Annotated in this window: 12 protein-coding genes and 1 tRNA gene; 6 read left to right on the forward strand and 7 right to left on the reverse strand. The window is 62.7% G+C overall.

Annotated features, from left to right (window positions below):
- Window positions 1-76 precede the first annotated feature (76 nt).
- The gene (locus V5N13_RS02950) at window positions 77-493 is read left to right on the forward strand and encodes an ester cyclase (protein WP_336359554.1); all 417 of its coding nucleotides are present in this window, start codon (window positions 77-79) and stop codon (window positions 491-493) included.
- A 350-nt stretch (window positions 494-843) separates the two neighbouring features.
- Here V5N13_RS02950 and V5N13_RS02955 read toward each other — a convergent pair.
- The 3 genes from V5N13_RS02955 to hutH form a co-directional block, all read right to left on the reverse strand.
- Window positions 844-927 (reverse strand) — tRNA-Ser (locus V5N13_RS02955).
- Window positions 928-971: 44 nt separating this feature from the next.
- Window positions 972-1,727: a hypothetical protein gene (locus V5N13_RS02960; RefSeq protein WP_336359555.1), complete on the reverse strand. Its 756-nt coding sequence runs from the start codon at window positions 1,725-1,727 to the stop codon at window positions 972-974.
- A 60-nt stretch (window positions 1,728-1,787) separates the two neighbouring features.
- Window positions 1,788-3,362, reverse strand: a complete 1,575-nt coding sequence (hutH, locus tag V5N13_RS02965) for a histidine ammonia-lyase (RefSeq protein ID WP_336359556.1) — start codon at window positions 3,360-3,362, stop codon at window positions 1,788-1,790.
- A gap of 139 nt (window positions 3,363-3,501) precedes the next feature.
- On the opposite strand from hutH, the gene V5N13_RS02970 reads away from it, so the two are divergent.
- Window positions 3,502-3,705 carry a hypothetical protein gene (locus tag V5N13_RS02970; RefSeq protein ID WP_332899341.1) on the forward strand — a complete coding sequence of 68 codons (204 nt, stop codon included), beginning with the start codon at window positions 3,502-3,504 and terminating at the stop codon, window positions 3,703-3,705.
- 1 nt (window position 3,706) lies between these two features.
- Here V5N13_RS02970 and V5N13_RS02975 read toward each other — a convergent pair whose 3' ends face one another.
- Genes V5N13_RS02975 through aroA form a run of 4 tightly spaced genes read right to left on the reverse strand, consistent with a single transcriptional unit; the run spans window position 3,707 to window position 8,169 of the window.
- The gene (locus V5N13_RS02975) at window positions 3,707-4,339 is read right to left on the reverse strand and encodes a uracil-DNA glycosylase (RefSeq protein ID WP_332899342.1); all 633 of its coding nucleotides are present in this window, start codon (window positions 4,337-4,339) and stop codon (window positions 3,707-3,709) included.
- The gene (aroC, locus tag V5N13_RS02980; RefSeq protein ID WP_336359557.1) at window positions 4,339-5,493 is read right to left on the reverse strand and encodes a chorismate synthase; all 1,155 of its coding nucleotides are present in this window, start codon (window positions 5,491-5,493) and stop codon (window positions 4,339-4,341) included. The genes V5N13_RS02975 and aroC overlap by 1 nt, the downstream gene beginning before the upstream one ends.
- A gap of 60 nt (window positions 5,494-5,553) precedes the next feature.
- Window positions 5,554-6,825 (reverse strand): alkaline phosphatase family protein, encoded by a 1,272-nt coding sequence (locus tag V5N13_RS02985; RefSeq protein ID WP_336359558.1) that lies wholly within the window; start codon window positions 6,823-6,825, stop codon window positions 5,554-5,556.
- Window positions 6,826-6,876: 51 nt separating this feature from the next.
- Window positions 6,877-8,169 carry a 3-phosphoshikimate 1-carboxyvinyltransferase gene (gene aroA / locus V5N13_RS02990; protein ID WP_336359559.1) on the reverse strand — a complete coding sequence of 431 codons (1,293 nt, stop codon included), beginning with the start codon at window positions 8,167-8,169 and terminating at the stop codon, window positions 6,877-6,879.
- A 111-nt stretch (window positions 8,170-8,280) separates the two neighbouring features.
- Here aroA and V5N13_RS02995 point away from each other — a divergent pair, with 111 nt between their 5' ends.
- From V5N13_RS02995 to surE, 4 genes are read left to right on the forward strand one after another with little or no spacing between them, the layout of a single operon-like run.
- Window positions 8,281-9,453, forward strand: coding sequence for a M24 family metallopeptidase (locus V5N13_RS02995; protein ID WP_336359560.1), 1,173 nt, complete (start codon window positions 8,281-8,283; stop codon window positions 9,451-9,453).
- Between the two features lie 39 nt (window positions 9,454-9,492).
- Window positions 9,493-10,224 carry a prephenate dehydrogenase/arogenate dehydrogenase family protein gene (locus V5N13_RS03000; RefSeq protein WP_336359561.1) on the forward strand — a complete coding sequence of 244 codons (732 nt, stop codon included), beginning with the start codon at window positions 9,493-9,495 and terminating at the stop codon, window positions 10,222-10,224.
- On the forward strand, window positions 10,221-11,618 hold the full coding sequence (locus V5N13_RS03005) for a small ribosomal subunit Rsm22 family protein (RefSeq protein ID WP_336359562.1): 1,398 nt from the start codon (window positions 10,221-10,223) through the stop codon (window positions 11,616-11,618). Before V5N13_RS03000 ends, V5N13_RS03005 begins: the two co-directional genes overlap by 4 nt.
- Before the next feature lie 30 nt (window positions 11,619-11,648).
- Window positions 11,649-12,434 carry a 5'/3'-nucleotidase SurE gene (gene surE, locus V5N13_RS03010; protein WP_442905056.1) on the forward strand — a complete coding sequence of 262 codons (786 nt, stop codon included), beginning with the start codon at window positions 11,649-11,651 and terminating at the stop codon, window positions 12,432-12,434.
- The last annotated feature ends 16 nt before the right edge of the window (window positions 12,435-12,450 follow it).

Consider the following 12,450-nt stretch of genomic DNA (forward strand, 5'->3'; position numbering starts at 1 on the left):
CCTGTGAAAAATTCTATCCCCTCAACAGGCGTATTTAGCGATAGTCATGTCCGCACTGTGGACTGACCGATAGATAATGAGCTCAATTGCACAACGGACTCCTGAGAGCCTGGCTCAGCGCGACCTCCAGATTTGGAACGACGGTGACGTGGATCAGCTAGACGAGATTTATTCAACCGATGCGATGTTCGTCGATGCGTTCGGAAAAGACCACGAAATCGACTCGTGGAAAGCATACCTACTGCTGATTAGAACCGCTTTCCCAGACCTCCACGTTCGCGTCATGGAATCCATCACCGAAGGCGACATGGTGGTAACACGGTTTGTGATTGGCGGGACAATGGAGGGTGAGTACCGCGGATTCAAGCCGACAGGACGGCCGTTCGAAATTCACGGACTCATCTCCCATCGTATCGAGGATGGGGAAATCGTCGAAGCGTGGAACGCGGTGAACTCGTTGGCGATACTCGAACAAGTCGGCGTGTGGGAGTAACTGTCCAGCCGTCGGTCGAATCCCGTGGTTCACGCTTTTCACGCTCACCGAGTGCAGAGCGAATGCTCTGTGGAGGTGTTCGCGGTAAAAGGCGGTGAGAATGGGAGCGAGCGAAACCACTAGTTTCGCGAGCCACGAAGCAATCACTGATTGCTTCGGAGGGGAGCAAATCCGTTGGATTTGCGAGCTTCAAAGCGGTCTGCGACCGCTTTGGAATTTGAACTTCAGTCATTTCGCTCGCTTGCGCTCGCTTCACTCCTTAGTTCAAATCCTGCGATTCACGCTTTGCTCCTCACGGAGTGGCGAGCACACGCTACGCGGTGCTCGCCGGTGATGTTCGTCGGAAAAGGCGGTGAGAATGGGATTTGAACCCATGAAGCCTTGCGGCTACCAGTTTTCAAGACTGGCGCATTTGGCCACTCTGCCATCTCACCAACAGTCCGTCATACCGCGTCATCCGATTAAGGCCTGTCGCTTTTCAGTCGCGCGAGAGAACGAGGTCGCCGTCCTCCGCGACGACCGTCAGGCCGATGTCATCAAAGAAGGCCGCAGCATGCCGAGGATAGATGCGCCCGGCCTTCTTTCGCGCGTTGATGAGCGTGAGCGCCGTCACGAGGTCTGAAGCCGTCTCCACCACGGGGAGGTTCGGCAGGAAATCGACCTCAAAGCCAGCGTCCAGCCCGCGGTCGGTGAGCGTCTCGACCGCCGGTTGAGTGTACGCCGCCTCGAAGTTGATAGGGTCGTCGAACCCTGCGTAGTAGACTCGTCCGTCAGTGGATGGGCCGAGAATCACGGGATGGCGGCGGAGTTTCATCGCCCCGTTGTCGATTTCCTTGCGCGTGAGGAACATTGCGGTGGGTTCGACCGCCGCCGCAGTCTGGACTTCTTCGCGGTCGAGCAGATGGGTGAGCGTGTTCCCGACGCGCCCGGAGAACGTTTGCCCGACTTGCACCTCGAATCGAGCGTCTGCAGGCGATTTGAGACACTCGTCTGCGAGGTCGCGGAGTTCCGACTCGACCGACTGCGCGGTCTGGTGTTCCTCCGGCAAATCCTCGTCTGCGCGGTAGTTCACGAGCAGCTCGCCGCCGCTGTTCTCGACGGCGCGAAGCACGTCTTTCAACATAGCGGCGTAGAGGTCTGCGGTCTCTTCTTCGCTGAGTGGCGTCGTCTCCGCCAACTCAGTGAGCACGAGTCCCGGTCGCGGTGGGTCTGCGAGAACGGCAACCGTCGTCATGGAAAACCCTGCGTCCGGCGAACCCTTGAACCCGCCGCTTGGTGCTCCGTAGCTACGGCGTCATTCTAACGGCTCAGAAAGCGCCACGGCGAGGGCGTCGTCCAGTACACCGTCTCTGAGCAGGTCATTGACGGCGGCCATGTCAATATGGAGTTCTCGGTCGTCGGTGAGTGGCGAGACCACGTCTCGAATCACATCGTAGGCGGCGGCTGTGCCGACGCCATGGGTGAGGTCGTCTTCGATGAACTCCGCGGCCTGTGCGCCACAGAGCAGTTCGACGGCGACGACCATCCGCGCGTTTTCGAGCGTTTTTCGGGCGTTGTGGGCCGCCTGCGCGCTCATGCTCACGTGGTCTTCTTGGTTGCCGCTCACGGGCGTGTTGTCCGCAGAGGCACGGCCGAACGAGCGACACTCGTTGAGCAGCGACGCGGCGGTGTACTGGGCAATCATCAACCCCGAGCGCAGGCCGCTGTGTTCGGTCAGGAACGGCGGCAGGTAGTCCTCTTGGATGTTCGGGTTCACCATACGGTCGGTGCGCCGCTCGCTGATTGCGGCGAGTTCGGTGAGCGCATTTGCGACGTAATCGAGCCGGAGCGCGAGGACTTCACCGTGGAAGTTCCCACCCGAGAGCACGGCCGCAGACTCCGTGCCGCTGGCCCGTGAATCCACCTGCCCACCGGGGAAGATGAGCGGGTTGTCGGTCGCGCTGTTGAGTTCGATTTCCACTGTCTCTCGAAGGTGGCGGACGGCCTCGCGGACTGCGCCGTGGACCTGCGGGAGACACCGAATCGAGTAGGCGTCCTGCACGCGATCGCAGTTGCGGTGAGATTCGACGATTTCTGACTCCGCCGTCAGACGCTTTACGTTCCGCGCGGAGGCGGCCTGTCCGGGATGTGGGCGCACCGCAGAGAGCGCCGGGTCGCACGAGGCGGTGGTTCCCATCGTCACTTCCGTGGTGAGCGCCCCCGCCGTGTCAGCAGCGCGGAGCAACGATTCTGCGTCCACGACGAGCAACGCACCGAGGCCGACGGTAAGCTGCGTTCCGTTGATGAGCGCGAGGCCTTCTTTCGACGCGAGCGTGAGCGGTTCGAGGCCGACACGGGCGAGTGCCTCAGCCCCGCTCAGCCGTTCGCCGTCGACGTGTGCTTCGCCCTCGCCGAGGAGCACGAGTGCCATGTGTGCGAGGGGGGCGAGGTCACCGCTCGCGCCGAGGCTCCCGCGCGATTTCACGACGGGGTGGACACCTTCGTTCAGCATCGTCACGAGGTGGTCGAGAACGATTTCTCGGATGCCAGAGAAGCCTTTCACGAGCGCGTTGATGCGCGTGAGCATCATCGCTCGTACCTCCTCTCGGCTGAGTTCGCGGCCCGCACCCGCGGCGTGACTCCGAATGAGATTGGTCTGGAGTTGCTCGATGTCCTCGCGCGGGATGCGCTCGTTCACGAGTTGGCCAAAGCCGGTGTTCACGCCGTAGACTGCGTCTCCGGCATCGACCACGTCGGCAACCCGCTCGCGGGCGGCGCGGACGGCCTCACGAGCCTCGTCGGAGACGACGACTGAGACATCCTCTCGGGCAACGCGCGCGACGGCCTCCGGCGTCAGCGAGGCTCCATCGAGCGTAATCGGGTCACTCATCGCATTTCACCCACACAGAGAGATTCGCCATGCATAGTGTGAGAATCACGACAGACCGTGAAGTCGTTTTCGAGGCATTTGAGAGCGGAGAAAACAGAAAGCCCGCACAGTTATGTGCTCGCCGCGCGCGAGTTCGCACATGACGTGGCAACAGTGGCTCGTTCGACTCGTCCTCTTTTTGACTGGACTGTTCTTGCTCGGCGCGCTCGTCAGCCTCGGCCTCAACGGCGAACTCACAAATCCGGCCGCGCTCGTGACGCTCGGCCTCGTCGGCGGGAGCGTCCTCGCCGTCATCGTGGTTGCACGAAAATCCGCGGCGTGGCTCGCCAATCCGTACTGGTGACTCAGCGCCCGCGTCGGCCTTTCGTCTGGCGGTAGTCGCGGCCCATCTCAGCCGAGAGGTGTTCGACGAACGCTTCGTACTCGTCGTCGTCCATGTTTTCAGGAGCGAGCATCGGAATCAACTCGAAGCCCCGCCCGCGGAGGGTCGTGGCGTGACACGCTTCGATGTCGAGGTCGTCGGGCTTTTTCGTCGTGTACTCGAAGGCGAGCGCAGAGAGCGCTTCTTGCCCGACGGGGATGATGAGTTGGGGGTTTATCATCCGCAATTCTGCGGTCAGATAGCCGTCACAGGCCATGCGCTCTGTGTCAGTCGGCCCGCGCTCGGGGTGGCGACACCGGGTGACGTAGGTGAGAAAGACGTTTTCGAGCGACGGTTCGGTGGTGTCCGCGGGTGAGTCGCTGAAGCCAACGCGTCCGAGGAGTTCTTGGACGCGCTCGCCGTCTGCGTCGCCGGTAAAGGGGATACCCGTCTCGTCTGCGCCCGCGCTTGGCTGGCCGCCGACGAAAACGAACTCAGCGGACACGTCGCCGTAGCCATGAACCACGTTCGTCCGGGTCTCACAGAGCGCGTCGCAGTTCGCACACGCCTCGTCCATGTTGAACGGGTTCTGGAGGTTGTCGGGGTTCGCCGCCATCACTCGATGTTTGCCGGGTTGCGTGGGTGGTAGTTGGTGTCGTATTCGCCGACCTTCCCGTCGAGGCGGTCTGGGTTCATGCGCCCGGAGAGCAGCATGTAGTCGAGAATCGTGAGCGCGAGCATCGCTTCGACCACGGGTACTCCGCGCGGGGGCAACACTGGGTCGTGGCGGCCGATGACCTTCTCCTGTTTCTCCTCGCCGGTCTCCCAGTCAACCGTCGTCTGGGTTTTCGGGATGGACGTAGGCGCATGAAGCGTCACCTCGCCGTAGATTGGCTGGCCGGTCGTGATGCCGCCTTGAATCCCGCCGTGGTCGTTGCCGACAGGCGTTGGGTCGCCGTTCTCGTCGAACATCCAATCTTCGTTGCGCTCGAAGCCGGTGTAGGTCCGCGCCTCGCGCCCGAGGCCGAATTCGAAGGCAGAGGCGGCGGGGACGGCCATCATTGCTTGGCCGAGGCGAGCGGAGAACGAATCGAAGCGCGGTGCGCCGAGGCCGCGCGGGACGCCCTGGGCCTCGAAGTAGACGCTGCCGCCGATGGAGTCGCCTTCTTCTTGGTACTTGTTGATCAGATCGCGCATCTCGGCTGCGGTTTCTGGATGGGCACAGCGCACCTCGTTTTCTTCTGCGTGTTCGAGCATCTCCTCGAAACTCACGTCGGGCGAAACAACGTCGCCAATCTGGTTGACGTGGGCTTTCACCTGAATATCTTGGGTGGCGAGAAGCTTCTTCGCAATCGCGCCTGCAGCGACCCAGTTGACCGTCTCGCGGGCAGACGAACGCCCGCCGCCGCCCCAGTTGCGCGTGCCGAACTTCGCAGAGTAGGTGAAATCGCCGTGGCTCGGGCGTGGTGCGGTGATGAAGGGCTCGTACTTCCCCGAGCGAGCGTCTTTGTTCTGAATCGTCATTCCGATGGGCGTGCCGGTGGTGTAGCCGTCTTGGACGCCGCTGTGGATTTTCACTTCGTCGGGTTCGCCGCGGCTCGTCGTAATCATCGACTGGCCGGGTTTGCGGCGGTCTAAGTCGCCTTGAATGTCTTCTTCTGTGAGTTCCAGCCCGGCGGGACACCCGGAGACGGTGACCCCCATCGCGTCGCCGTGGCTCTCGCCGTAGGTGGTGACGCGAAAGAGTCGGCCGAATTCGTTACCGTTCATTGCAGGCCACTCAGGTGGCCGCACATTTAGTGTTTACAGGACATGGCGCAAAGTTGCCGCTTACTGGAGGGCAGAAAGACGGCAAACCGCAAACGGACAGAGCATTTCGTCGGGGGTCAGCCCGCCGTGTGAGCCGATTTGGTCGAGTTCGCCGTCGTCGTACCAGACGAGTTTGTCGCGCGGAACGGCCACGAGGTGGGGGGCGTGGGCTTCAAAGTGCGCCGATGGCTCTTGGTCGCCGAACAGCCCACGCGCCGTGTACTCCTTGCGGTCGAGGGTGAGCACGTCCAGCTTGGCTTCGAGCAGTTCTCGCAACGATTCGACGTGCCCCTCACGGACGTGGAACTGGAGGTTCCGCCCGCTGCCAACCGCGGGAATGGGGTCGCCGTCGGCGTCTCGTTTCAGATGCTCGTTGAGGCCGTCGATAGTGTCGAGGCTGACGTTCGTCTCGGGGTCTGTATCGAGATGGCCGTGGTCTGCGGTGACGACGAGGAGCGTGTGTGCTGCCACCTCGGGAGCCAGCCGCGCTACGAGTTCGCGCTGAATGTGTCCCGTGACTTTCGAGACCATCTTCTCGTACTCGGGCGACTTTGTGCCGTGCTGGTGAGAAACCCCATCGACGTGCGGAACGTAGGCGTAGGTGTAACTCGGTCCAGCCGCCGATTCGAGCGTTTTTCGGACGAGCCGACCCATGTGCGCGAGGTCGCCGTACCCCGAGACGTCCGCGCCAGCCATGGCGAGTTTCGAATGTTCAGACCGAGAGATGCGTTTGGGCATGACCACGGTCGGCGTGACGCCCGCCTCGTGGGCGCGTTCGTACACCGTCTGTTCGGGCGGCGAGAAGAGGAACCGTCCGTCCAGCCCGTCGAATTTCTCGGGGGCGTACTCGCCGTCGAGTGTCGAAAACGGGAGCGTCAGAAGCACCTGCGAAAGTTCTTCGTAGTACTGAAACCAGCCGAGTAGGCAGTGTTCGACCGGCTGGGTTCCCGTCGAAACGGTCGTTATGGCGGCCGAGGTTTCGGAGGGATAGGTGGAAGTGAGCGGCGTCACCGTCCCCTGCTCGGTGAGCCTGTCGAGAAAGCCGTGTTTGTTCTGGTCGCGCGCCCACTGTTCGTAGCCGAAACCGTCTACGAGCACCACGACGACGTTCTCCACGTCCGTCTCGACGCCCGCGAACACGTCGTTCGGGAGGGTACGACGCGTCGGCGCGTCAAAGAGTGAAAGAATCGTATCCGGGACGTTCGCAAAGGAGTAGTCTGCGTAGTCCGGAAACAGAAAACCGTCTCCCAAGAACCGGTCGCGGAGGTCGGCGACAACGTCGTCCTGTCGCATTGACACCACGTGGACGAGGGAGCGAAAAGAGGATTCCGGTTAGGCAGATAGTTAGCCGATTTTCTGGTCTACGCGCGCACCCAAGTCGTACAGCACGTCGAAGAAGTTGGGGAACGACACGTCAACGTGTTCTGCGCCTTTGATTTTCGTCGTTCCCTCCGCGGCGAGGCCCGCCACGGCGAGGGCCATGATGATGCGGTGGTCGTTCTTACCCTCTACGACCGCCCCCGACAAGTCCGACTCACCGCCGCGGATGATGAGTTCGTCCTGGCGTTCGGTGACGGATGCGCCCATTTTCGTGAGTTCTTCTGCCATCGCGCTCACGCGGTCAGTTTCCTTGAAGCGAACGTGTTCGCAGTTGGTGATTCGGGTTTCGCCGTCTGCGACCGCACCGAGCGTGGCGATGGTGGGCAGGAGGTCGGGCGTGTCGCCCACGTCGAATTCGATGCCCGAGAGGTCAGATTGCCTGACCGTGATGATGCCGTCATCGTCGTCCCACTCGATGTCTGCGCCCATGCCGAGGAGTACGTCCACGATGGCGCTGTCGCCCTGTGCGCTCGGGTGTGCGCCCGTGACGATGAGTTCGCCTTCGGCGGCGAGTGCGCCCGCGGCGAGCAGGTAGGACATAGACGAGAAATCGCCGGGGACGTGGTACTCGCCGTCTTCGGGTTCGTAGGTCTGGCCGCCCGCGACCGCGAAGCCGTCGGGTGTGGGTTCTGCGTCGATGCCGAACGCGGCGAGCACTTCGAGCGTGATATCGACATACGGTGCGCTCTTGAGGTCAGTTTCTAAGTGGACGCCGATACCCTGTTCGGTGGTCCCACCGGCCATCAAGAGCGCGGTGATGTACTGTGAGGACACGTCGCCGGGAATGGAGACCTCACCCCCCGCGAGTGGGCCGCGAATCGCAAGCGGGGCCTGCCCGTTGTCGCGGGTGCTTTCTGCGCGCGCGCCGAGTTCGGTGAGCGCGGAGAGGAGCGGGCCTTGTGGGCGGGAGCGAAGCGAACGGTCGCCTGTGAGCACGGTGATGCCATCTGCGAGCGCGGCGGTGGCCGTCACGAGGCGCATCGTCGTCCCGCTGTTGGCGCAGTCGATGATGTCGCCAGGTGTGCCCGGTTTGCCACCAAACCCGGAAACATCGAGACCGCCGTCGATTTCTTCGACGCTACCGCCGAAGGCTTCGACCGCGCGGATGGTCGCCTTCGTGTCGGCGCTCATGAGCGGGTCGTAGATGAGCGCGCCGTCGGCGTAGCCCGCGGCGAGGATGGCGCGGTGGGAGTAACTCTTCGACGGCGGAGCCTTTGCTCGCCCGGCAACGGTCGAGTTCGAGATGTCAACGTCCATGGGTGGGTAGATGGGACGACCCGGTATCAGGATACCGGACACGGAGAGGTCTGCCAGCCGCTACGGGGTCGCCCCGGTAGGATTTTAGCCATCGCTCACGCACCCGTGAGTATGCAACCGGACTTTGCCGACCTCGACGCCGCCCTCGCAGAATCGGGGGTCGATGGCTTTCTCATCTACGCCGCAAGCGACGACTCGAATCAGCGCTACCTCTCCGGATTCGACGCGCCAGACCCGTTTCTCACGCTCTACGACGGCGAGGTGCACCTGTTCGTCTCGCCGCTCGAATACGGCCGAGCCAAGAAAGAAAGCGGCGCGACCACCCTCTCCCGCGGGAGTGAGTTCGGTTACGGTGACCTTGTAGACGAATACGGCCCGACAGAGGCGACCCACCGCGTCTGGACGAAGTTCCTCGACTCCCACGACGTCTCCTCCGTGCTCGTCCCCACCGACTTCCCGCTCGGCCACGGCGACGGCCTCCGCGAACAGGGCATCGAGGTCACCGCGGACGACGATGACGTGCTCCGCGACATTCGCGCCGTCAAACTCCCCCAAGAAATCGCCCACATCCGCGCCGCCCAGAAGGCGAACGAGCAGGCGATGAAAACCGCAGAGACGCGCATCAGCGAGTCCACCGTCGATGACGGCGTCCTCCACTACGAGGGCGAGCCGCTCACCTCAGAGCGCGTCCGCCAAGAAATCGAGCTGACCCTCCTGCGCCACGGCTGTGCGTTAGACGAAACCATCGTTGCCTGCGGTGCGGACGCCGCAGACCCCCACGACCGCGGCAGTGGGCCACTCCTCGCAAACGAGTCCATCATCGTGGATATCTTCCCGCGCGACAAGGAGAGCAAGTACTTCGCGGACATGACCCGGACGTTCGTCAAAGGGACGCCGAGCGACGAACTCCAAGAATGGTACGACATCACTGATGAAGCACTCGAAGCGGCCCTCAACGCCGTGAAACCGGGCGCAACCGGCAAAGACGTCCACGACGTGGTCTGTGACATCTACGAGGAAGCGGGCTACCCGACGCTTCGGGCAGATGAGACGACAGAAGTCGGGTTCATCCACTCGACGGGCCACGGCGTTGGCCTCGACATCCACGAGATGCCGTCGATTAGCCCACGCGGCGAGGAACTCAAACCCGGTCACATCATCACCATCGAGCCGGGCCTCTACGACCCCGACGTGGGCGGCGTGCGCATCGAGGACATCATCGTCGTCACCGAAGACGGCTACGAAAATCTGACCGACTACCCGAAAACGTTCGTCCTCGACTAAACGAACCCCTTTTTGCTCCCGCGCGGATACGTCGCAGACATGGAACTGCTGGTCGTCGGTGCGGGCGCGATGGGACGCTGGTTTGCAGAGAGCGTCGCCGACGAATGCGAGCTGGCCTTCACGGATGCCGACCCCGCGGCCGCCGAGCGAGCGGCCGCCGAAATCGGTGGCCGGGCCGTCTCACTCGATACCGACGACCACTTCGACGCCGTCTGCGTTGCGGTCCCCATCTCCGTCGTCGAACAGGCCATCGCCGCACATGCAGACAAGGCAACCCGGGCGCTCCTCGACCTGAGCGGCGTGATGGACGAGCCGCTCACCGCGATGGCGACTCACGCCCCCGACATAGAGCACTTTAGTCTCCACCCGCTGTTCGGGCCGGATAACGCTCCCGGGACGATTGCCGTCGCCTCTGCCAACGCGGGGCCGGTCACCGCCCGACTCAGAAAGGCCCTCGAAGCCGCGGGCAACACGCTGTTCGAGACGACCGCAGAAGAACACGACACGGCCATGGAGACGGTGCAGGCGAAAACGCACGCCGCCATCCTCGCGTTCGCCCTTGCCGCAGACGACGTACCCGACGAATTTCACACGCCCATCTCAGAAGGCTTGTTCGACCTTGTCGAGCAAGTCACCTCGGGGACGCCGCGAGTGTACGCAGAGATTCAAGAAACCTTTGCGGGCGCAGAGGAAGTCGCAGTCGCTGCCCGAAAACTCGCAGACGCAGACGCAGAAACCGTAGAACGCCTCTATCGCGAGTCACGACGATGAAACAGGAACAACGCACGCAAATCGTAGAGAACGCAAAGTATCTTCGCGCCGTCAGACCAATCGACCCCGACGAAATTTTCGAATACGTCGATGGCGAACCACACCCCGCAGTCGTCCGGCAGGTGCTCCGAGAACATTCCGTCGAACTCGGCATCGTCGAGGCCGAAGACGGCACGTTCGTCCCCGCTTCTGACGAGCCGATTTCGACCACGTTCCACGGCGTGAAGGCGTTCCCGCCGGAACACTCAGCGCGCCTAGAGGACTTCATCGTGAACCGCTTCGGCGCGGGCTGGCCTGATGGTGAGGGCGGTGACGTGCTCCGCTACAACATCCGGAAGCTGAAAGAGGACTACTTCGCCCAGAACCCGGTCGAATACGACGAGGACGCCGCGCTCGGCTACGCCGTGTACCACCTCCCTGACTACTACGCGACGGCACAGTACGTGTTCGCAGATATGCTCCGCCACGGCTTGCTGAGCGAGCACACCCGTATTCTCGATGTGGGCGCGGGGGCGGGCGGCCCGGCGCTCGGCATCCACGACCTGTTCCCCGACGACGCGCTCGTGGACTATCACGCGCTCGAACCGAGTGCGGGCGCAGACGTGTTCGAACACATGCTCGGGGAGACGCGCGACACCTTCAGAACCGAACTCCACCGCGAGACTGCAGAGGCGTTCGCGCCGAGTGAAACCTACGACATCGTCCTGTTCTCAAACGTCTTGAGCGAGCTCGACGACCCCGTAGCCGTCGTCAAGAAGTACGCCAAACACCTCGCAGACGACGGCTCGATTGTCGCCATCGCGCCCGCCGACAAAAACACGAGCATCGGGCTTCGCGAAGTCGAGCGTACGGTCGAAGACGGCCTGTCGGTATGGGGGCCAGCGGTTCGCATCTGGCCCAGCTTCGTGCCCGCAGACGAGGGCTGGTCGTTCGACGTGCAACCAGACCTCGAAATTCCGGCCTTCCAGCAGAAACTCGACGAGGCGGGCGGTGACTACGGCGAGTTCATCAACGAAGACGTCCAGTATTCCTGGACCGTCCTGCGCAAAGATGACAAACAGCGCCTCGACATCGAGCCGAACATCAGCCTGTTCGCGCGGATGAACGAGATGGAAAAGCACGTCACCAAACGCATCGACGTGCTCGCCGTCAAATTGAGCCACTCGCTGTCGTCGGGCGACGCCCACCAACTCTACAAGATTGGCGACGGCTCAGAGCAAACCGACCACTACGCGGTGCGCACCCAGAAGACGACGACGAACGCCGCGCTTGAAGACGCCGAGTACGGTGACCTCCTCATCTTCGAGAACGTCCTTGTGCTCTGGAACGACGACGAGGAGGCGTACAACCTCGTCGTGGACGGTAAGACGACGGTCGACGCGATGCCCGCCTGAGGGCGGGGTGTTTTTGCGGCAGGCGGCCGCATGAGGAGTATGAGCATGGAGATTCTGTTGACCAACGACGACGGCATCGACAGCACCGGATTTCGCGTGCTGTACGATGCCCTCTCTGCGGTGGGGTCGGTGACGGCCGTCGCCCCCAAAGAAGACCAGAGTGCTGTGGGGCGCAAGATGTCGCGGGAGGTGCGCATCCACGACCACGAACTCGGCTACGCAATCGAGGGCACGCCAGCCGACTGCGTCGTCGCGGGGGTGCAGTCACTCACCCCCGACCCCGACCTCGTCGTCGCTGGAATTAATCGCGGCGCGAACCTCGGTGAGTACGTCCTCGGGCGCTCTGGAACGGTGAGCGCCGCCGTCGAAGCCGCCTTCTTTGGCATCCCCGCAATCGCCGTTTCGCTCTACATTCCCGGCGGGTGGAATGCCTTTAAGAAGCACCAAGAGACAGCCGATTCCTACCGCGAGGCCGTCCGAGCGGCCGAATATCTCACGACTCATGCGCTCAACGCGGGCGTGTTCGACCACGCCGACTATCTCAACGTGAACGCACCGATGCCCGGCGAGGAACCGGCAGACATGGAAATCACTCGGCCGTCGCACGTCTACCAGATGGACGCAGAACAGAACGGCGAGACCGTGACGCTCCACGACCGCATCTGGGAGAAGATGGCAGCAGGCGACATCCCCGACCCACGCGGGAGCGACCGTCGGGCAGTCGTTGACGGACGTATCAGTGTCTCGCCGCTCACGGCACCCCACACGACCGAACACCACGAGGCGCTTGACGCACTGGCTGAAACGTACCTGTAGTCGCAAAAAGCCGTCT

The organism is Haladaptatus sp. ZSTT2, assembly GCF_037081775.1.
GTDB lineage: Archaea > Halobacteriota > Halobacteria > Halobacteriales > Halococcaceae > QDMS2.

Bases quoted from the DNA above. Each gene is read 5' to 3' on its own strand.
- V5N13_RS02985 (WP_336359558.1), bottom strand. From the start codon at position 6,825: ATGCGACAGGACGACGTTGTCGCCGACCTCCGCGACCGGTTCTTGGGA.
- V5N13_RS02975 (WP_332899342.1), bottom strand. From the start codon at position 4,339: ATGGCGGCGAACCCCGACAACCTCCAGAACCCGTTCAACATGGACGAG.
- aroC (WP_336359557.1), bottom strand. From the start codon at position 5,493: ATGAACGGTAACGAATTCGGCCGACTCTTTCGCGTCACCACCTACGGC.
- aroA (WP_336359559.1), bottom strand. From the start codon at position 8,169: ATGGACGTTGACATCTCGAACTCGACCGTTGCCGGGCGAGCAAAGGCT.
- surE (WP_442905056.1), top strand. From the start codon at position 11,649: ATGAGGAGTATGAGCATGGAGATTCTGTTGACCAACGACGACGGCATC.
- V5N13_RS02970 (WP_332899341.1), top strand. From the start codon at position 3,502: ATGACGTGGCAACAGTGGCTCGTTCGACTCGTCCTCTTTTTGACTGGA.
- V5N13_RS03000 (WP_336359561.1), top strand. From the start codon at position 9,493: ATGGAACTGCTGGTCGTCGGTGCGGGCGCGATGGGACGCTGGTTTGCA.
- V5N13_RS02950 (WP_336359554.1), top strand. From the start codon at position 77: ATGAGCTCAATTGCACAACGGACTCCTGAGAGCCTGGCTCAGCGCGAC.
- V5N13_RS03005 (WP_336359562.1), top strand. From the start codon at position 10,221: ATGAAACAGGAACAACGCACGCAAATCGTAGAGAACGCAAAGTATCTT.
- V5N13_RS02960 (WP_336359555.1), bottom strand. From the start codon at position 1,727: ATGACGACGGTTGCCGTTCTCGCAGACCCACCGCGACCGGGACTCGTG.
- V5N13_RS02995 (WP_336359560.1), top strand. From the start codon at position 8,281: ATGCAACCGGACTTTGCCGACCTCGACGCCGCCCTCGCAGAATCGGGG.
- hutH (WP_336359556.1), bottom strand. From the start codon at position 3,362: ATGAGTGACCCGATTACGCTCGATGGAGCCTCGCTGACGCCGGAGGCC.